Origin of the sequence: Exiguobacterium sp. SL-9 (genome assembly GCF_004336985.1) — a bacterium.
In the GTDB taxonomy this organism is placed as follows: Bacteria; Bacillota; Bacilli; order Exiguobacteriales; family Exiguobacteriaceae; genus Exiguobacterium.
Genome location: NZ_SJUO01000001.1, coordinates 545,587 through 564,478, shown reverse-complemented (window position 1 = coordinate 564,478; position 18,892 = coordinate 545,587). Strand labels below are relative to the sequence as shown.

The 18,892-nt window shown below is 49.4% G+C and carries 18 protein-coding genes and 1 other annotated feature; of the genes, 14 read left to right on the top strand and 4 right to left on the bottom strand.

Annotation, left to right across the window (positions count from 1 at the left end):
* The first annotated feature begins 26 nt into the window (after positions 1–26).
* From mtnN to EVJ34_RS02905, 5 genes are all read left to right on the top strand, one after another.
* Positions 27–731: a 5'-methylthioadenosine/S-adenosylhomocysteine nucleosidase gene (mtnN, locus tag EVJ34_RS02925; protein ID WP_131433627.1), complete on the top strand. Its 705-nt coding sequence runs from the start codon at positions 27–29 to the stop codon at positions 729–731.
* A 75-nt stretch (positions 732–806) separates the two neighbouring features.
* Positions 807–1,766 (top strand): beta-ketoacyl-ACP synthase III, encoded by a 960-nt coding sequence (locus EVJ34_RS02920; protein ID WP_131433629.1) that lies wholly within the window; start codon positions 807–809, stop codon positions 1,764–1,766.
* Positions 1,763–2,995: a beta-ketoacyl-ACP synthase II gene (gene fabF, locus EVJ34_RS02915; RefSeq protein WP_131433631.1), complete on the top strand. Its 1,233-nt coding sequence runs from the start codon at positions 1,763–1,765 to the stop codon at positions 2,993–2,995. Before EVJ34_RS02920 ends, fabF begins: the two co-directional genes overlap by 4 nt.
* A gap of 66 nt (positions 2,996–3,061) precedes the next feature.
* On the top strand, positions 3,062–4,594 hold the full coding sequence (locus EVJ34_RS02910; protein WP_131484642.1) for a peptide ABC transporter substrate-binding protein: 1,533 nt from the start codon (positions 3,062–3,064) through the stop codon (positions 4,592–4,594).
* Positions 4,595–4,797: 203 nt separating this feature from the next.
* Complete coding sequence (locus EVJ34_RS02905; protein WP_131433635.1) at positions 4,798–6,456, top strand: peptide ABC transporter substrate-binding protein; 1,659 nt, start codon at positions 4,798–4,800, stop codon at positions 6,454–6,456.
* Positions 6,457–6,573: 117 nt separating this feature from the next.
* Here the strand turns inward: EVJ34_RS02905 and trpS are convergent, their stop codons facing one another.
* Both trpS and EVJ34_RS02895 read right to left on the bottom strand, forming a co-directional pair.
* On the bottom strand, positions 6,574–7,575 hold the full coding sequence (gene trpS / locus EVJ34_RS02900; RefSeq protein WP_131433637.1) for a tryptophan--tRNA ligase: 1,002 nt from the start codon (positions 7,573–7,575) through the stop codon (positions 6,574–6,576).
* A gap of 47 nt (positions 7,576–7,622) precedes the next feature.
* Positions 7,623–7,830: a binding site (T-box leader), on the bottom strand.
* A gap of 46 nt (positions 7,831–7,876) precedes the next feature.
* Positions 7,877–8,245, bottom strand: coding sequence for a DUF3899 domain-containing protein (locus EVJ34_RS02895; RefSeq protein ID WP_131433639.1), 369 nt, complete (start codon positions 8,243–8,245; stop codon positions 7,877–7,879).
* A 272-nt stretch (positions 8,246–8,517) separates the two neighbouring features.
* Between EVJ34_RS02895 and EVJ34_RS02890 the strand changes: the two genes are divergently transcribed.
* The 5 genes from EVJ34_RS02890 (at position 8,518) to EVJ34_RS02870 (ending at position 14,436) form a co-directional block, all read left to right on the top strand.
* Positions 8,518–10,134 carry a peptide ABC transporter substrate-binding protein gene (locus tag EVJ34_RS02890; protein ID WP_131433641.1) on the top strand — a complete coding sequence of 539 codons (1,617 nt, stop codon included), beginning with the start codon at positions 8,518–8,520 and terminating at the stop codon, positions 10,132–10,134.
* A gap of 302 nt (positions 10,135–10,436) precedes the next feature.
* Positions 10,437–11,363, top strand: a complete 927-nt coding sequence (gene opp3b, locus EVJ34_RS02885) for an oligopeptide ABC transporter permease (RefSeq protein ID WP_131433643.1) — start codon at positions 10,437–10,439, stop codon at positions 11,361–11,363.
* Positions 11,363–12,388: an oligopeptide ABC transporter permease gene (gene opp3C, locus EVJ34_RS02880; protein ID WP_131433645.1), complete on the top strand. Its 1,026-nt coding sequence runs from the start codon at positions 11,363–11,365 to the stop codon at positions 12,386–12,388. Before opp3b ends, opp3C begins: the two co-directional genes overlap by 1 nt.
* Before the next feature lie 24 nt (positions 12,389–12,412).
* Positions 12,413–13,486, top strand: coding sequence for an ABC transporter ATP-binding protein (locus EVJ34_RS02875; protein WP_131433647.1), 1,074 nt, complete (start codon positions 12,413–12,415; stop codon positions 13,484–13,486).
* Positions 13,486–14,436 carry an ABC transporter ATP-binding protein gene (locus tag EVJ34_RS02870; RefSeq protein WP_131433649.1) on the top strand — a complete coding sequence of 317 codons (951 nt, stop codon included), beginning with the start codon at positions 13,486–13,488 and terminating at the stop codon, positions 14,434–14,436. Before EVJ34_RS02875 ends, EVJ34_RS02870 begins: the two co-directional genes overlap by 1 nt.
* Positions 14,437–14,509: 73 nt before the next feature.
* Here EVJ34_RS02870 and EVJ34_RS02865 read toward each other — a convergent pair whose 3' ends face one another.
* The gene (locus tag EVJ34_RS02865) at positions 14,510–15,040 is read right to left on the bottom strand and encodes an HD domain-containing protein (protein ID WP_131433651.1); all 531 of its coding nucleotides are present in this window, start codon (positions 15,038–15,040) and stop codon (positions 14,510–14,512) included.
* Positions 15,041–15,263: 223 nt separating this feature from the next.
* Here EVJ34_RS02865 and EVJ34_RS15790 point away from each other — a divergent pair, with 223 nt between their 5' ends.
* From EVJ34_RS15790 to EVJ34_RS02850, 4 genes are all read left to right on the top strand, one after another.
* Positions 15,264–15,401 carry a hypothetical protein gene (locus EVJ34_RS15790; protein ID WP_201739646.1) on the top strand — a complete coding sequence of 46 codons (138 nt, stop codon included), beginning with the start codon at positions 15,264–15,266 and terminating at the stop codon, positions 15,399–15,401.
* Positions 15,402–15,580: 179 nt separating this feature from the next.
* Positions 15,581–15,979 (top strand): transcriptional regulator SpxA, encoded by a 399-nt coding sequence (gene spxA / locus EVJ34_RS02860; RefSeq protein WP_131433653.1) that lies wholly within the window; start codon positions 15,581–15,583, stop codon positions 15,977–15,979.
* Between the two features lie 180 nt (positions 15,980–16,159).
* Complete coding sequence (gene mecA / locus EVJ34_RS02855) at positions 16,160–16,816, top strand: adaptor protein MecA (protein ID WP_131433655.1); 657 nt, start codon at positions 16,160–16,162, stop codon at positions 16,814–16,816.
* A gap of 69 nt (positions 16,817–16,885) precedes the next feature.
* Complete coding sequence (locus EVJ34_RS02850; protein ID WP_131484641.1) at positions 16,886–18,118, top strand: DUF2254 domain-containing protein; 1,233 nt, start codon at positions 16,886–16,888, stop codon at positions 18,116–18,118.
* A gap of 42 nt (positions 18,119–18,160) precedes the next feature.
* Here EVJ34_RS02850 and EVJ34_RS02845 read toward each other — a convergent pair whose 3' ends face one another.
* The gene (locus tag EVJ34_RS02845) at positions 18,161–18,883 is read right to left on the bottom strand and encodes an SDR family NAD(P)-dependent oxidoreductase (RefSeq protein ID WP_131484640.1); all 723 of its coding nucleotides are present in this window, start codon (positions 18,881–18,883) and stop codon (positions 18,161–18,163) included.
* Positions 18,884–18,892: the final 9 nt, after the last annotated feature.

Sequence of the window (18,892 nt, the reverse complement as noted above, 5' to 3'; positions counted from 1 at the left end):
GCTCTCTTTCTGAGGAGGCATATACAATGAAAATCGGAATCATCGGCGCGATGGAAGAAGAAGTGAACTTGCTCCGCAACGAATTGACGGAGCGGACTGACACAGAGATTGCCAATTATCACTTCTATGAAGGATACCTCGGCAACGTCGAAGTCGTCATTTTGAAATCAGGCATCGGTAAAGTGAACGCTGCCATCGGGACGACGCTCTTGATCGACAAGTTTAAACCGGACGTCGTCATCAACACCGGTTCAGCCGGTGGCTTCAAAAAAGGAATGAAAGTCGGCGACGTCGTCGTATCGACCGAAGTTCGACACCACGACGTCGACGTGACGGTATTCGGCTACGAGTATGGTCAAGTTCCAGGGATGCCGGCGGCTTATCAGGCTGACGCGCACTTGATGGACGTCTGTAAAGAAGTCATTGAGAGCCTTCATGATGTGAACGTCCATACCGGTCTCATCGTGACGGGCGACTCATTTATCAACGACTCGAAGCGAGTGGCCGACATTCTCGGACATTTTGATGGCGTTGCCGCCGTTGAGATGGAAGCTGCACCGATCGCGCAGACATGTTATCAATTTGGGGTACCGTTCGTCGTGACCCGTTCGATCTCGGACAGTGCCGATGAAGAAGCGAACTTATCGTTCGACGAATTTTTGGAGACGGCATCGATTAACTCGGCGAAAATGGTCATGGCCGTCACGAAACGACTCGGTCAAAGTGAATAATCGAGAGGGATGCGTTGACATCCCTTTTTTATTCCCTTATATTAGTACCAGATACTAAGAATAGGGGTCATCAATATGAACATTGGAATCATTGGCATCGGTTCGTTCCTTCCGGACAACCGGGTCACGAACATCGATTTGGAAAAACGAATGGATACGAGCGACGAATGGATTCGGACCCGGACCGGAATCGAGGCGCGCCATTTGGCCGACGCTGACTTGAGTGTTGCCGATATGGCGACGCAGGCTGCTGAGCGAGCGCTTCAAAGCGCAGGGGTGTCGATTGAAGAGATTGACGCGATCATCTGCGCGACGGCGACGGCGCCATCATTCCCGGCGACAGCGTGTCTCGTCCAAGCCAACCTCGGCGCCAAGCAAGCGGTCGCCTTCGACGTCAGCGCCGCGTGTAGCGGCTTCATCTTCGCGATGGATACGGCGAAGAGCATGATGCTCGCGAAAGGGTTGAAGCGCACACTTGTCATCGGAGCAGAGAAGATGGGCAACTTGATCGATTGGGACGACCGTTCGACCGCTGTTCTATTCGGTGACGGGGCAGGTGCCGTTGTGCTCGGCGAAGACGACGTCGCCGCCATCGAGTCGGTCGTACTCGGAAGTGACGGAACCGGCGGAAAGTTCTTATATGAGAACGAAGAAGGTAAAATTGTCATGAACGGACGGGAAGTGTTCAAATTCGCGGTCCGTAAGATGCCTGATATCGTGCTAGAAGCGCTACAAGGGGCCGGGAAGACGATTGAGGACCTCGATGTGCTCGTGCCGCACCAGGCGAATCGACGCATCATCGACGCAGCGATTGAACGGTTAGGCATTGACGAAGAGAAAGTTGTCGTCACAATCCAAGACCATGCGAACACGTCAGCCGCTTCAATCCCGCTCGCTTTGGCTGAAGCGATCAAGCAAGGGAAAATTTCAAACGGGCAAACGATTGTCGTCGCCGGTTTCGGTGCCGGGCTCACATGGGGAGCGAGCTGTCTAACATGGAATAACGCTAACATCACGGAGGAGATTAACGCATGAAACGAGTAGTCATCACAGGATTAGGAGTCGTTTCCCCACTCGGGAACGACGTTACGGCAATGTGGGAGCGACTGTTGAACGGGGAAAATGCAGTCGATACGTTAACAAAGATTGATATTAGCCAGTATCCGGCGAAAGTCGGGGCGGAAGTCAAAGAGTGGAACATCGATCACTTGGTCGAGCCAAAGGAAGCACGCAAGATGGATTCGTTCATCCAATACTCGATTTTAGCTGCTGACGCCGCACATCGGGATAGTGGTCTAGATGTGAAAGCGATCGCGGACGATGTCGGGATTTGGATCGGAAGCGGAATCGGTGGTGTCGAGACCATCGACAAACAAGCGAGCATCTTGCATGAACGGGGACCACGCCGCATCAGCCCATTCTTCATCCCGATGATGATTCCGAACATGGCGAGCGGTCAAGTCTCGATTTACCTCGGGGCGAAAGGGCCGAGCAACTGCTCGGTCACAGCTTGTGCATCTGGAACGAACTCAATCGGGGAAGCGTTCAAAGTCATTCAACGCGGTGACGCGCTTGCCATGTTCGCGGGTGGGGCCGAAGCGCCGATCACACCGCTCTCGTTCTCAGGATTTTGTGCCAACAAGGCGCTATCGACGAATCCGGATCCGAACACGGCATGCCGCCCGTTCGATGCGAACCGTGACGGTTTCATCATGGGTGAAGGTGCTGGCGTGCTCGTCCTCGAGGAATATGAGCATGCGAAAGCGCGAGGAGCCAAAATGTATGCGGAAGTCGTCGGGTACGGCATGAGCTCGGACGCTTACCATATCACGGCACCGTCACCAGAAGCGGAAGGCGGTTCGAAAGCGATGAACGAGGCACTTCGTGACGCGGGGATTCGTCCGGAAGACGTCCAGTACATCAACGCACACGGGACGAGCACACCACTCAACGATATGCTCGAGACGAAAGCCATCCACAACGTCTTCGGGGACCATGCGCACAACTTGGCCGTCAACTCGTCGAAATCGATGATCGGGCACTTGCTCGGTGCAGCCGGCGGAGTCGAGGCCGTCATCACGGCGCTATCGATTCACGAGGGGCGGATTCATCCGACAATCAACTGTGAGACACCGGCAGACGATTGTGATTTAGACTATGTCCGTGACGGAAATCGGGAACTTGATATCCAGTACGCACTGAGCAACTCGCTTGGCTTCGGGGGCCACAATGCGACGCTCGCCTTCGCGAAAGTGAACGACTAATAGTAGAAAAAAGTGATAAAAACGGGTAGGGTATAAGGGTTGGTCTAACAGAGAGGAGAATGCAAGATGAAACGATTTTTCATCGGTGCCGCCTTGTTGGGTTCAGTCCTTATCCTTTTTTTCGTTATTTGGTACGGACAACGAGAGCAGGCACGAGAATTACTACCACCAGAAGAACAGATCGTGACGATCCATGGGGAAACGTTGCCGGAGCAGCCGAACACGTTGCTCGCAATTGATCCGAGTTCACAAACCGTGTTGTCGCATATTTATGAAGGATTATATCGCTTTGGAGCAAACGGTGAGATTGAACCGGGACTCGTCGAGACGATGACACGTTCCGAGGACGGAGCGACGTACACATTTAATTTGAAAGCAAGTCAAACCGTGAACGGGAACGCGATCACGGCTGAAACGTTCGTCGACCATTTTCGGATGCTCGCCGATGACGATACGAATTCCCCGTTCAGTTTCCTCCTCGGTGACATATTGAACGCGAAAGCGATCAGTCTCGGGACGAAAGAACCCGAGATGCTCGGTGTGAAAGCAATCGACGAACAGACGCTTGAACTCACGCTCGAGCGGCCGATGGAAGGGTTTGAGCAAATCTTGGCGATGCCAGCTTTTTTGCCTCAGACGATGATTGGGGAGTGGCGAAATCTCGATGTGAACGGACCGTTTCAAGTCGAATCAATCGACGCGGCCCAGACGACGTTAATAAAAAATGAAACATACTATGACGCGGATCGAGTCACGCTTGAGAAGGTTGTCATCTGGACGGATGAGGGGTTAAGTTCAGAGCCCGACGGTATTCATCCGATTCCTTATGGTACGGATGAAGGGACGCTGGAGTCACTCGAAGGCAAGCTCGTTGATATCCCGCGGAGCGGTGTCTTCTACTTAAAACCGAACGTCGACGAGTATCCGTTCGATGATGCCGATTTCCGGCGTGCGCTCGCGCTCACCTTAGACCGTGAAGCAGTAGAAGAATCGCTCGCACGGGCCGAACGGACGACCGAACGATTGCTCGTCACCGATCAAACGAAGATGGAAACGACGCTTGAAGGTGAAGCGGCGACACTATTCAAAGACGTGCTTGATCGGCTCGAGGAAGAGGAAATCGAGATTGAGTTGCTCAGTTTTGTTGATGAAGAGGCGAGACAGATTGCCCGGACGATTGAAACCGAACTCGAACAACTTCCCGGTCTTCAAGTGAACGTCGTCGAGTTACCGCTCGGAGACAAAGTTAGGAAAGAAGTCGCAGGCGACTATGCGCTGTCGCTTTCAGGATGGCAGCCAGATTATCCAACCTTCAGTGCTTATTTGACCCAATTCGAGACAAATAACTATTTGAACTCGAGCGGGTACACCGACGAAACGTTTGACCGGCTGATGAATGAAGCTCGGTCGACAGAAGCACTTGCAGACCGGAATGAGACGTATCGACAAGCGGAAAAACGATTGTTGGAAGAAGCTGTCGTTATCCCAATCTATCAAGCTGGAAGATCTTACGCCGTCGATTCCAGATATGCGGAAATCGGGTTTCCGGTCATCGGTCCTTCGTACGTCCTAAATTTTTCTAAAGTTTTTGAAAAATGAGCTAAAAGCCCGTCTCCCTAGGCGGGCTTTTAGCCTATAATAAAAATTTTTTAGAAAAATCAAAATAAACACTTTGCAAAATTATCAGAATATTGTATTATTGCATCAACGGGATTGTGGTAGCAAAATTTGTAAAGTGAAATATCAGAATTTTCTACCATCGTTCATTTCGTTAAACCGAAAAAAATCAGGGGGTCATCGCAATGAATAAGAAAAAAGGTTTTGCTTTAGCAACGTCGGTAACGCTTCTATCTAGCGCATTCCTAGCAGCTTGCTCGGGTGGGGAAGAAGAGACACCATCAAACGGAGAAGGTTCAGAAGGTTCAGCTGATGAAGCGCAAGTCCTCAACTTGCTCGATAGCTCGGACATCCCTTCACTTAACCCAACACTCGCGACTGACGCGGTATCGTTCAACGTGTTGAACAACGTTAACGAAGGTCTTTATCGTATGAACGACGAAGATAACCCGACACCAGGGATCGCGGAAGATCATGACGTCTCTGAAGACGGGAAAACGTACACGTTCAAAATCCGTGAAGGCGCAACTTGGTCTAACGGTGAGCCTGTAACAGCGAACGACTTCGAATACGCTTGGAAAGAAGTCCTTAACCCGGACAACGCTTCACAATATGCTTACGTCATGTCAATCATCGAAGGTGCTGAAGCCTACAACACTGGTGAAGGCGAGCGCGACGCTGTCGGCGTCAAAGCACTTGATGAGCAGACACTTGAAGTTAAATTGACTGCACCAGCAGACTACTTCCTCGGCCTCACAAGCTTCGGCGTATTCATGCCTAAACTTGAATCGTTCGACAAAGAGCAAGGCGAGAACTTCGGTACGTCTGCAGAGACAACGCTCTACAACGGACCGTTCAAACTCGAAAGCTGGGAGCGCGAGCAAGGCTGGAAAATGGTCAAAAACGACGACTACTGGGATGCTGAAGCCGTCAAACTTGACGAAATCAACGTCAAAGTCGTTAAAGAAGTTTCAACAGGCGTCAACTTGTACGAAAACGGCGACGTTGACCGCACTGGTTTGACTTCTGAACTCGTTGCGCAATATCAAGACAACGAAGACTTCTCTACTGTCGTCGAGCCAACACTCTTCTACCTCCAGTTCAATACTGCGGTTGAAGCACTCGACAACCAAAACATCCGTAACGCGATTGACGCGGCATACGATAAAGCAGCGATCTCTGAAACGCTCCTTGCGAACGGTTCAATCCCTGCCAACTACCTTGTACCAAAAGACTTCGTAACTGGACCAGACGGCGCGGACTTCCGTGAAGCGAACGGCGACATCGGCGGCTACGACGTGGACAAAGCGAAAGATCTATGGGAAAAAGGACTTGAAGAAATCGGTCAAGACTCTGTCGAAATCGAGCTCCTCAACTACGACTCAGAATCTGCGAAGCAAATCGGTGAGTTCATCAAAGGTGAACTTGAGAAGAACCTTCCAGGTATCACGCTTACAATCAAGCAACAACCGTTCAACAACAAACTTGACCTTGAGAACAAAGGTGAGTTCGAGTTGACATTCGCTGGATGGGGCCCTGACTACCAGGATCCAATGACATTCGTTGACCTCTTCGTCACTGACGGACCATACAACCGTGGTAAGTGGTCGAACGAAGAATTCGACAAACTCATCGAGTCTGCGAAATCAAGCACAGATGCTGAACAGCGTTGGGCTGACCTTCAAGCTGCAGAGAAAATCGTTCTTGAAGAGAACGCGATCTCGCCAGTTTACCAACGTGGATCGGCTCGCCTCACGAAGCCGTATGTTAAGGACATCGTTGAACACGCGTTCGGCGCTGACTACTCATACAAGTGGGCTTACATCGAAGGCAAAGAGCAATAAGAAACAACACGTATACAAAAAAGAGACGGGGACGCCTGTCTCTTTTTTTGTGTCATCAAATTAAGCTAACACACTACACAAAAAAGCCGCCCTTTGAACGCAAAGGGCGGTTTCATCTTATTTTTTCACTTTGGCACGTTTTCGGTTGAGGCCCATCGCTTTCTCGATTTTGGCGAGATTTTTATTGGCGACAGCTTCTGCTTTTTCACGACCTGCATCGAGGATGGCGTCGAGCTCAGGCGAATCGACGAGTTCATGATAGCGATTCTGGATTGGCTCGAGCAAAGCGACGACGGCTTCGGCGACATCTTGCTTGAACGTCCCATAGTTCGAATCTTTGTAACGCTCGACAAGTTCATCAATCGGCGTATCGGTCGAGAGCGAGTAAATCTCAAGTAAGTTCGAGATGCCCGGTTTGTTCTCCCGATCGAAGCTGATGATTCCGCTCGAGTCCGTGACCGCACTCTTGATTTTCTTGCGGATGATGTTCGGTTCATCGAGCATCGAGATGAAGCCTTTCGCGTTCGTGTCCGATTTCGACATCTTTTTGACAGGGTTCGTCAAACTCATGATGCGAGCGCCTTCTTTTTGAATGAGCGGCTCAGGAATCGTGAACGTCTCATAATATCGTTTGTTGAAGCGTTCAGCCAAGTCACGCGTCAATTCGACGTGTTGTTTTTGGTCATCTCCGACCGGGACGAGCTCTGTCCCGTACAAGAGGATATCGGCTGCCATGAGCGTCGGATAGACGAACAGTCCGGCGCCGATGTTTTCACTGTTTTGTGATTTGTCTTTATATTGCGTCATCCGGCCCAGTTCACCCATTCCCGCAATACATGTCAACATCCATCCGAGTTGGGCATGCGCCTTCACTTCAGATTGGACGAAAATCGTCGACTTTTCAGGGTCGAGACCGCAGGCGAGATAGAGTGCCGCAAGTTTGCGCGTATTGTCCATCAACTCGACCCGGTCGAGCTGGACCGTGATCGAATGGAGATCGACAACGCAGTAGAACGCTTCATGTTCTTCTTGGAGCTCGACGAATTGTTTCATCGCGCCTAAGTAGTTACCGAGCGTCACGACGCCGGTCGGTTTAATGCCAGAAAAGATTTTTGCCATGATTGCACCTCCAGAGAATATAAAAAACCGCGGTTCCCCGCCCGATAAATCGGGACGAATAACCGCGGTGCCACCCAAATTTGCATGAAGTTCATGCCACTTGATCGCGTTAACGGGCGTACCCGTCTCGCCGTACTACCGTTCAGGCGAGCCACTCCGAAGTCCATTCGCTCGACGCTTTCCATCTACTCGCAGCAACGTAGACTCTCTGGGGGAAAGGGGATTCGAGGTACTTGTCTTCTTCTCTGTGTTTCCTATTGTTCTAGCCATAGTGTAGCATATCGCCCATGAAATCGGAAGGTCAAACGAAGGTGATCACGTAGGAGAGAATGATGCTACCGACACCTACATATACCCAACGCCAAGCCGATTGTTTTTGAGATGCGCGTTCTTCTGGTGTCGCTTCTTCGTCTTCTTCGTAATCCGGGTCAATTTCTTTCAATTTGGCGCGTCGGTTCCGTTTAAACCCGTACATGATGCCGTCAAAAAGTCCAGACGCGCTCATTTGAGAGAACATACCGATCGCAAAGACGAGCATCCCAGCGACGAACAAACCGCCACTCAAATGAAACAATAACGTTTCATCTTTGTAATAAGATACGCTCGACCAGACCGTATAGGCAATTGTGACAATTCCCCAAACGATTAATATACTTCTAAAATTTTTCAATGTGACAAACTCCTTTCAGTGTGGATGGACTCCAGCGAGTCATCCGCCTTATGGCTCTATGATACCTGTTGATTAGTGAAGAAGGCGAGAAGTTCGTGTTGAAAATGACAGCGGTTTAAGAGGGAGTTGACAGTTTCATTAAAAATTTTTTACAATAGCCCTAACGTTCTTTCGTCGGATACAAAATGAAATATTCAGAAAATTAAAGAAAAAGTAAGATGTTATCGTCCGACGAAACGCCATGCTTCACGATTCAGAAAGGGGACATCGCAATGAAGAAAAAATCGATTTTGCTCATGATGACACTCATCTTGGCACTCGGTTCAGTGCTCGCCGCTTGCTCGACTGGCGGAGACTCTGACGGCGGTTCGTCTTCGAACGGAGAAAAAGTTCTCCGCTTGACGGACACGTCTGATATTACAACGGCTGACCCGGCGCTCGCGACGGACGCAGTCGCGTTCAACTTGATCGCCAACACGATGGAAGGACTTTACCGTCTAGATCAAGACGGGAATGCCGTTCCAGCCATCGCCGAAGGAGAACCAGAAGTGAACGAAGACGAAACGGTGTATACGTTCACACTTCGTGACGCGGAATGGTCAAACGGCGAACCTGTCACAGCGAACGACTTCGTCTACGCTTGGCAACGCGCCGTGGATCCTGAAACAGGTTCACAATACGCGTACATCATGAACACAGTTAAAAATGCTGAAGCGATCAACACAGGAGATCTTCCAAAAGAAGACCTTGGTGTGAAAGCAATCGATGAGAAGACGCTTGAAGTCACACTCGAACGTCCAGACCCATCATTCATCTCACTCACGTCGTTCGGTACGTTCACACCGATCAACGAAGCGTTCGCCACTGAAAAAGGTGCGGATTTCTCGACGACTCCAGAGAACCACATTTACAACGGTCCATTCACATGGTCGGAGTGGGATCGTGAGCAAGGGTACGTGTTGACGAAAAACGACGCGTATTGGGATGCTGAAAATGTATCACTTGAGAAAGTCGACGTTCGTGTCGTCAAAGACACGTCGACTGTCGTCAACTTGTATGAAGCAGGAGAAGTCGACTACGCTGGCCTCTCATCTGAACAAGTTGCTGCTTTCCAAGAGAACGATGACTATAACACAGGCCTTCGTTCAAGCGTCGGTTACTTCAAATTCAACCATGAAGATGAAGTCTTCGCTGACGTCAACGCTCGTAAAGCGATCGCTCGTGCAGTCGACCCAGCCGGGATTATCGACCAACTCTTGAACAACGGTTCAATCGCCACGACTTCATTTATCCCGAAAGACTTCATCAAGTATGAAGACGGCACGGATTACACAGAAGGCGTGACACACTTTGAGACGAACGCTGATGAAGCGGCATCACTTTGGGAAGAAGCGACTGGCGGCGAAGCTGCTACAATCGAACTTCTCTCATTCGACAGCGAAGTATCGAAACAAATCTCAGAGTATATGAAAGGCCAAATCGAATCGAACTTACCGAACGTGACTGTGAACATCTCACAACAACCGTTCAACAATAAGCTCGAACTCGAAGCGAACGGAGAGTACCAAATGTCATTCGCCCTTTGGGGACCTGACTATCAAGATCCGCTCACTAACCTTGGCATCTTCACGTCTGACAACGGTCAAAACGACATCAACTACAAGTCTGCTGCCTATGACAAGTTGATTGATGAGGCATCTGCTGAAACTGCAATCGATGCTCGTTATGACAAATTTAAAGAAGCTGAGACGCTCTTGATCGAACAAGATCAAGCCATCATGCCGATTTATCAAGCTGGTGTGGCTTACTTGCTCCGTCCAAACGTCGAAAACTTCAACCGTCAACTATTTGGTGCTGATTACCAGTATAAATACGTCGACATCAACTAAAAGAGAAGGGGGCATGCATCATGCATGTCCCCCCTTTTCTAAAAAAAAACCGGAAATGAGAGAAAATACTATTCAAATGTTTTGTTGGTAAAGTATAATGTAGTAACAGTGAAAATTCAGAATACTTTACAAACTAAGGATTCTTTAATTTTCATGTGCTGTGCTAAGAGCCTTGAGATGACGTTTGACCTATTCTTTCAGAAAATTCCTTTCATTTTGTGAATTCAAGAAAAGGGCAATATGTCATAATGACGCTGTTGGTGCAAGCATAGACACATTAGAAAAACAGGGGGTATTTATTTATGGGACGTTATATTCTGCAACGGCTGACTTACGGCCTCATCACGTTCTTCTTGATTGCGACGTTCACGTTTTTCCTGATGGACCTGCTTCCAGGTTCGCCTTACCAAAACCAGGAGAAATTGACGGAGACACAAATTCAGCTCTTGAACGATCGTTACGGACTCAATGATCCGCTTCCAGTTCGTTATGCGACGTACTTAGGGAACCTTGTGCAAGGTGACCTCGGCGTGTCATTCCGTACGGCCAACCGGCCAGTGACGGAGTTGATTATGGAACGAATTGGACCTTCGGCACAATTAGGTATTCAAGCATTAGTCCTTGGTACTTTTGTTGGGTTGTTGCTCGGAATCGTAGCAGCCATCCGTCATAACACGTACATCGACTATGGTTCAATGTTCATATCGGTTATCGGGATTTCTGTCCCATCATTCGTATTTGCCGCCCTCCTTCAGTACTATGTAGGGGTTAAGTTGCAAATCCTCCCTGTCGCGTTTTGGGATTCACCGGCGCATACGATTTTGCCGACCATCTCGCTCTCGCTCGGTGTCACGGCGGCGATTGCTCGTTTCGTTCGTACCGAGATGCTAGAAGTGACCGGACAAGATTATGTCACGCTCGCGAAGGCGAAAGGATTGACCGGGAATGCCATTGTTTGGAAACACATGGTGCGTAACGCGATGATTCCTGCGATCACGATTCTTGGACCGATGACGGCAGGCCTATTGACAGGGACGTTCGTTATCGAAAAAATCTTTGCGGTTCCTGGACTTGGTGAGTTGTTCGTCACGTCTATTACATTGAATGATTACTCGGTCATCATGGGCACAACGCTCTTCTTCTCGGCCTTGTTCATTATTATCATTCTACTTGTCGACTTGCTCTACGGAGTCGTTGACCCACGTATTCGTCTTGGGGGGGATAACTGATGATTGAAAATAAAAAGAATTTCGAGCAGTTCGACCAAGACATGTTCCAACGTGTCGAGATGAATGAACAGCTCGGTGAACGAATCGCCGGTAAAAGTCTGAACTTCTGGCAAGACGCGTGGATGCGCTTAAAGAAAAACAAAGCGGCGATTTTCTCGTTGTCGATCATTGTCATTCTCGTATTACTCGCATTGTTCGGTCCGATGCTCTCAGGCCGCGATGCTTACGAACAAAATATCTCTCAAGCAAAACTCCCGCCTAAAGTCACTGGACTCGAATGGGCAGGATTTGATGGCATGGCCAACCTTGGTGGCCGTGATATCGACTTCTATGAACAGAAGAATGTCGAAGAGAACTTCTGGTTCGGTACGGACTACCTTGGCCGTGACCTTTGGTCCCGTGTTTGGGAAGGGACGCGCATCTCACTCTTCATCGGTTTGATGGCCGCCATCATCGATACGGTCATCGGTGTCGCTTACGGTGGAATCTCGGCTTACTTCGGTGGACGCACAGATAACATCATGCAACGGATCGTTGAAATTTTGACAGGTGTTCCGAACTTGATTTTGATTATCTTGTTCATTCTGATCTTTGATCCAGGGGTATTCACCATCATCCTCGCGATGACGATTACCGGTTGGATCGGAATGAGTCGACTCGTCCGTGGTCAGATCTTAAAACTTAAGAACCAAGAGTTCGTGTTGGCCGCTCGTACACTCGGTGCGTCAAGCAACCGTTTGATTTTCAAACACTTGATTCCGAACACGCTCGGCGCCATCATTATCACGCTCATGTTCACGATTCCATCTGCCATCTTCTTCGAGGCGTTCCTCAGTTTCATCGGGATCGGGCTTCAACCGCCGCAAGCGTCACTCGGTACGTTGATCAACGACGGATACAAAGAGCTACGGACGTTCCCGTACTTGCTCGTCATCCCGTCAGTCATCATCGTCTTGCTCATGGTCAGCTTCAACTTGCTTGCCGATGGCTTGCGTGATGCGTTCGACCCGAAAATGCGTAAATAATTATAGAAACAGGGGGACTCGTGAATGGAAACGATTTTATCTGTCCGAGACTTAGCGGTCTCGTTCCATACGTATGCTGGAACGGTACAAGCCGTTCGCAACGTATCGTTTGATTTGAAAAAAGGCGAGACGCTCGCCATCGTTGGTGAATCGGGTTCTGGTAAATCCGTCACATCGAAAGCGATTATGCGTCTGATCCCAAACCCGCCAGGTGAAATTACGAACGGAGAGATCTTGTTCGAAGGTAAAGATTTGGCGAAGTTGTCGGAAAAAGAAATGTTGAAAATTCGTGGCCGTGATATCGCCATGATTTTCCAAGACCCAATGACATCACTCAACCCGACGATGACGATCTTTAAACAGATTGCTGAAGGATTGAAGCAGCACCAAGGTCTCACGGGTGAGGATGCGAAGAAGCGTACGCTCGAATTGCTCACACTCGTTGGGATCCCGAACCCAGAGGCACGTCTCAAGCAATATCCGCACCAACTTTCAGGTGGTATGCGTCAACGGATCGTTATCGCGATCGCACTCGCATGTAACCCGAAAGTGTTGATTGCCGATGAGCCGACGACGGCCCTCGATGTAACGATTCAAGCTCAAATTTTGGAGCTCTTGAAAGATATTCAACAAAAGACGGGCACAGCGATCATTTTCATTACGCACGACCTTGGTGTCGTGGCGAACATGGCAGACCGTGTTGCCGTCATGTACGCCGGAAAGATTGTTGAGAAAGGGACGGTCGATGAGATCTTCTACGAGCCACGTCACCCATACGCATGGGGCTTGCTCGGATCGATGCCACGTCCGACCGACGACCCGAATGAGGCGCTTCCGGCGATCCCGGGAACACCGCCAAACTTGCTCAACCCGCCTAAAGGCGATGCTTTCGCACCACGTAATCCGTATGCGATGAAAATCGACTTTGAAAAAGAACCACCGATGTTCCAAATTAGTGACACGCACTATGCGGCGAGCTGGTTACTGCACCCACAAGCACCGCAAGTGACGCCGCCACGAGCCATCCGTGACCTTGCTCTCAAGTACCGTCCGGACAGCGCGTTCGCGAAATCGATTTTGAAAGGTGGTGCTGAATAATGGAACGCGAGAAATTACTCGAAGTAAAAGACCTGAAGCAGCACTTTAAAATTGGCCGAGGTCGCGTCGTCAAAGCGGTCGACGGTATCTCGTTCGATATTTATAAAGGCGAAGTACTCGGTCTCGTTGGCGAATCAGGTTGTGGGAAATCGACGACAGGTCGTACCATCATCGGACTGTATGACGCGACCGATGGAGACGTCATCTTCAAAGGCGAGAACGTCCACGGGAAAAAGAATAAAGCTGAAAAGCTGAAGTTCAACCGGGCTATGCAAATGATTTTCCAAGATCCATACGCATCGCTCAACCCACGGATGACAGTCGCTGATATCATTGCTGAAGGTATTGATATCCACGGCCTCGCTAAGACGAAAGAAGACCGGATGAATCGTGTCTATGACCTCCTTGAAACAGTTGGTCTTACGAAAGAGCACGCGAGCCGTTACCCACACGAATTCTCGGGTGGACAGCGTCAGCGGATCGGGATTGCCCGCGCTCTCGCAGTCGAACCAGACTTCATCATCGCCGATGAGCCAATCTCGGCTCTCGACGTATCGATTCAAGCCCAGGTCGTCAACTTGATGAAAGAATTGCAACGCGACCGTGACTTGACGTACTTGTTCATCGCTCACGATTTGTCGATGGTCAAGTATATCTCAGACCGGATCGGTGTTATGTATCAAGGTCACCTCGTCGAACTCGCTCCTGCAGCGCGTTTGTATGAGAACCCAATCCACGCTTACACGAAGTCGCTTCTCTCGGCGATCCCGCTTCCGGATCCAGAGCATGAGCGCACACGTAAGCGGATCGTATATGAGTCAAAATCACTCGGTGCCGTCGGACGTTCGGATGAAGATTCAAGCATCCCGCCGCTCCGCGAAGTCGAGCCAGGTCATTACGTCTCGTTGACAGACGAAGAGTACGAAGCGTATAAAGCGCAACTCGTATAACCAGAAAGTCCCGAATCCAAAAGGATTCGGGACTTTTTTGAAGGCAAATAAAAACACCGTCAATCAGACGGTGTCAGGCGTTGGAGATGCGTGGCAAGTTCGAGAGCCGTTCGACGACCGCGTCAATCAAACGGACACGGGCCAAGGCGTCTTCGATGTCCATCGTCTCGTAGTGGTGGAGACCGCCTGGTTGTTCGACGTACGTATCGGCATCATGGACGAGTTGTTGGAGCGGTGTCCGTTGAATTCGGCTAGGCGGTAAATAAGAATCGGTATGAAGTAAAATCATGACCGAGACCTCTTTTGCACGTGCCGGATCTTCTCCGAGTCGAATCAATAGTTTATGAGCGCGTTCGGCTCCTTTAATGGCGTGGATATCGTTTTGGCGATACAAGTCGTAGTTCCATTTTCCTTCGGTATACCATTCGTAATGACCGATGTCATGGAGTAGGGCGGCTTTCGTTGCTAAATCCGTATCGAGTCCTCGTCGCGTCGCCAATTCGAGAGCGCGTTCACACACATCGACGGCGTGTTTTAGACCGGAACGGGTCAAGTATTTCTGGGTGACCGGGTGTTGCATAATCGTCTCTAACGTAATTCTCATATTCGCTCTCCTCCTTGGTGATTTCAAAGGTTATTTCTATTAACTATACGGGAATTGAATAAGAAAAGCAAATTTGGAACATGTGAAATGATGAAAAACAGTAAGATTGTTCAACCATTTTCATAAGAATGTGCTATAATTTAATTGTAGATTAGTGCAAGTTCAAGATTTTCAGATTCAGTAACGGTCGGTCGAGTCCTTATGACGTTGGGGGTGAGAGACCATGAAAGAGCGTGACAAAGTATTGCAAAAGAAAAAGAAACTTCTAAAGGAAGTCCTGAAGAAGAAATTGAAAGACTTACAAGTGAAGCCTGGCAAAGAGACGGTGTCCCAACCGGTTTCTCGGATGCCGGCGTCCTAAAACGGTCGATCAAGGGTCGCATTCTCCTGAATGCGTCCTCTTTTCTTACTTGAATGAGAAAAGTTATCATTGAAGTTTCAATAATTAAGAATTATTATAATTAAGTGAACGATTTTTTGGGTATACAAATAGAGTCACTTGAAAAAGATGAACGAACACTTGATCAGGGAGGAACGAAAATGGTCACACTGTACACGTCTCCGAGCTGCACATCGTGCCGAAAAGCACGCGCATGGCTCGAGGAGCATGATATCCCATTCACGGAACGGAACATATTTTCAGAACCACTCTCACTCAATGAGATCAAACAAATCTTGCGTATGACAGAAGATGGGACGGATGAAATCATCTCGACTCGATCTAAAGTTTTCTCGAAAATCGACGTATCGGTCGATGCGCTTTCACTCCAACAACTATACGATTTGATTCAAGAATATCCTGGACTGCTCCGCCGTCCGATTTTGATTGATGATAAACGTCTTCAAGTCGGGTACAACGAAGATGAGATTCGTCGATTCTTGCCGCGCAAGGTCCGGACGTTCCAACTTCAAGAAGCGCAACGACTCGTCAACGAGTGAGGAAGCATACTGTCTAAGCAGTGTGCTTTTTATTATTCCGTTTTTCCGATAAAATAATAGTATCAACCCCATCATCAATAGATTGACACGTTAAAAAAAGGGTACTATGATAACAAGACAATTTCCCCTCTCCTCCTTAATTGTTGAAGTAGGAGTGAGGTGAGAAGGGAGTGGACAATCGTGAAAATTGAGCGCATCAACGACAACACCGTCAAATTTTTCATTACGTATGTCGATATCGAGAAACGCGGTTTCGCTCGTGATGAAATCTGGTATAACCGAGAACGTGGTGAGCAGCTGTTCTGGCAGATGATGGACGAAGCGCACGAACGAGAAGATATCTCGTTTGATGGTCCACTATGGATACAAGTACAAGCGTTTGAAAAAGGACTTGAAGTGACCGTGACAATCGCGAAGAATGTGATTGACTCTGAAGACGACTCTGAGCTCGGTTCACTACTGCGCTCGGCAATCGATGAGGCACGCGATCAGCAATCGGTACTTGATCAATTGAGTGAACTTGATGAAATCGAAGCCGAACCGGAGGCGTGGGCTCCGCTCGCTATGGAGACGGATGACTTTGAGGCGATCATCTCGCTTAGTAAACGCGCAGGCGAGGCGTTGAATAACGTCAACCTCAAGTTATTCCATTACGAAAATCGGTATTACTTGTGGATTGACTTCCCAGACGAGATGGAACCGGAAGAAGAAGAGAACGTATTGAGTCTCTTGGCCGAGTATTTGACGTTCAGCACGCAGACGTTAGCGATGCTTGAAGAATACGGTAAACTCATTCTCGACGGGGATGTCTTCTCGAAAGTCCGTCACTATTTCTAAAACCCCAATCGCCTGTTCATATGGACAGGCGATTTTTTTACCAACTTATACATACGAAGAGGTGTCTTGATGCTCAAGCGTTTACAACTGATGTTAGCCGATAGTGCCTGGTTCGTCCCATTCTTGTACGGGGTGGGAGGAATCGCGTTGACGTTCCTTACCCAATATTTTGGAAGTTTTTTTCGAGAACTGTTACCGGAAATCATTTATTTAGACAAGGATTCAGCGGCTTCCGTTCTATCATCGTCATTCACTAGCCTCATGACGATGATGACGTTCAGCTTTTCGACGATTCTCGTCGTCTTGACAACGTATTCGTCGCAATTCTCGCCCCGGACAATCAATAACTTTTTGACAAACTCGGCGTCGAAGCATACGCTCGGCTTGTTCATTATGACGACCGTATACGGCATTACGAACTTATTCCTCATCCGGACGTCGGAAGAGGATGCCGTGCTCGCGTCAGGCATCAGCGTCCTGCTCGTGGTCAGCTCGATTTGGGCGTTCGTTAAATTCATTCAAACAATCAGCGTCTCGATTCAAGCTGAACGCCTGTTATCATCGTTGCATCGTGAGGCATTATCTGTCATCGAAAACCAAAGACGTGCGATCGAAGAGGAAGATATGTACATCGTCCCGAAACGTGCGATTCACATGTTCGAGGGTCAGGCGGTCTACGCTTCTCGGACGGGCTATGTCCAACTGTTCTCCAGCGAGAAGCAGGAAAACCACGACATCGACTTCGAATCGGTCGTCGCCGTTGGGGACTTCGTGGCGAAAGGAGATATTCTCGGCTATTGGCTCGCGGAAGAAGCACCTGATCTCGACGTTTTTCAAATCGGCGAAGTCCGCTCCTCGATTCAAGACCCGGCGTTCGTCATCGAAAAGTTGAGTGAGATTGCATTGAAAGGCGTTTCACCAGGTATCAATGATCCGAATACGGCGATTCACGCGATCCACTACATCGGGGATATTTTACGTGAACTGAGCCGATTGCCTGCAGGTGACTTTTTATTCTCAAATGACAAGAGTAACTGGCATGCGAAACGTAAAACGATGGAAGCGACGCTATTTGAGGCGTTTGCCCCGGTCAAGACGTACGCGAGCCATGATATCTTTGTGATGGCTTCCGTCTTCGAGGCGATTCGGATTGCCCGACTCCAAGCACATCCGTCGCTCGATGAGACGTTCGAAGACTTCATCGATTACTTTGAGGAGGCACTCGACCTAGATGAGTTTCATCCAAGAGAGAAAGCGTTCTTGACGAATCAAATGACACAAGCACGGAAAATACAAGATTGACGAAAAAGGAAGGGGCCCGAGAGGACCCCTTCCTTTTTTACGTCATGAGAGGGTGTAACCCCCATCGACGGTGATGGCTTGGCCATTGATGTAGCTTGACGCCTCGCTCAATAAAAACGTCACGACCGGCGCCACTTCATCCGGTTTGGCGGCATGTCCCCGGAAATGATGCGCCATCGCCTCTTGAAACTTGGCCTCACCACTGTACAACTTGTGACTGAGTGGGGTGTCGACCGGCCCAAAGCAGACCGCATTGAAGCGGACTTTCCCTTTCATTCGATGGGCGAACGTCTTCGTCAAGGCGATGACGGCCGCTTTGGATGCAGCATACGGCCCGAGCATCGGCGGGAATTTAACGTGACCGACGATTGCGGCGTTATTGACGACGCTCGCTCCATTGGCAAGGAGCGGGATGGCGCGTTGGATGAGTCGGTTCGTCGCGAGCACGTTCAGTTCGAATACGTCATCGAACGCGGACGTCGGCAAGCGTTCCGGTGTCCCAGGGCGTCCAAATGTCGCTGCGTTATTGAATAGTCCATCTAACGTGATGCCCTGGTTCTTGAGTTCGTCCATCATCGCCTCGATCCCGTCAGGTTGAGACAAATCGCATGCCACGAACGTGATGCGAGCTGATGCCGCCTCGATTTCTTCGCCTCGTGCCTCATCCCGACCGACGCCGATGACGTCATGTCCTGCTTCTGCTAACCGTAAGGCGACGGCCCGTCCAATCCCGCTCGTCGCTCCTGTAATCAAAAATGTGCCCATATTTCGTTC

Bases quoted from the DNA above. Each gene is read 5' to 3' on its own strand.
- mtnN (WP_131433627.1), top strand. From the start codon at position 27: ATGAAAATCGGAATCATCGGCGCGATGGAAGAAGAAGTGAACTTGCTC.
- EVJ34_RS02920 (WP_131433629.1), top strand. From the start codon at position 807: ATGAACATTGGAATCATTGGCATCGGTTCGTTCCTTCCGGACAACCGG.
- fabF (WP_131433631.1), top strand. From the start codon at position 1,763: ATGAAACGAGTAGTCATCACAGGATTAGGAGTCGTTTCCCCACTCGGG.
- EVJ34_RS02910 (WP_131484642.1), top strand. From the start codon at position 3,062: ATGAAACGATTTTTCATCGGTGCCGCCTTGTTGGGTTCAGTCCTTATC.
- EVJ34_RS02905 (WP_131433635.1), top strand. From the start codon at position 4,798: ATGAATAAGAAAAAAGGTTTTGCTTTAGCAACGTCGGTAACGCTTCTA.
- trpS (WP_131433637.1), bottom strand. From the start codon at position 7,575: ATGGCAAAAATCTTTTCTGGCATTAAACCGACCGGCGTCGTGACGCTC.
- EVJ34_RS02890 (WP_131433641.1), top strand. From the start codon at position 8,518: ATGAAGAAAAAATCGATTTTGCTCATGATGACACTCATCTTGGCACTC.
- opp3b (WP_131433643.1), top strand. From the start codon at position 10,437: ATGGGACGTTATATTCTGCAACGGCTGACTTACGGCCTCATCACGTTC.
- opp3C (WP_131433645.1), top strand. From the start codon at position 11,363: ATGATTGAAAATAAAAAGAATTTCGAGCAGTTCGACCAAGACATGTTC.
- EVJ34_RS02875 (WP_131433647.1), top strand. From the start codon at position 12,413: ATGGAAACGATTTTATCTGTCCGAGACTTAGCGGTCTCGTTCCATACG.
- EVJ34_RS02870 (WP_131433649.1), top strand. From the start codon at position 13,486: ATGGAACGCGAGAAATTACTCGAAGTAAAAGACCTGAAGCAGCACTTT.
- EVJ34_RS02865 (WP_131433651.1), bottom strand. From the start codon at position 15,040: ATGAGAATTACGTTAGAGACGATTATGCAACACCCGGTCACCCAGAAA.
- EVJ34_RS15790 (WP_201739646.1), top strand. From the start codon at position 15,264: ATGAAAGAGCGTGACAAAGTATTGCAAAAGAAAAAGAAACTTCTAAAG.
- spxA (WP_131433653.1), top strand. From the start codon at position 15,581: ATGGTCACACTGTACACGTCTCCGAGCTGCACATCGTGCCGAAAAGCA.
- EVJ34_RS02850 (WP_131484641.1), top strand. From the start codon at position 16,886: ATGCTCAAGCGTTTACAACTGATGTTAGCCGATAGTGCCTGGTTCGTC.
- EVJ34_RS02845 (WP_131484640.1), bottom strand. From the start codon at position 18,883: ATGGGCACATTTTTGATTACAGGAGCGACGAGCGGGATTGGACGGGCC.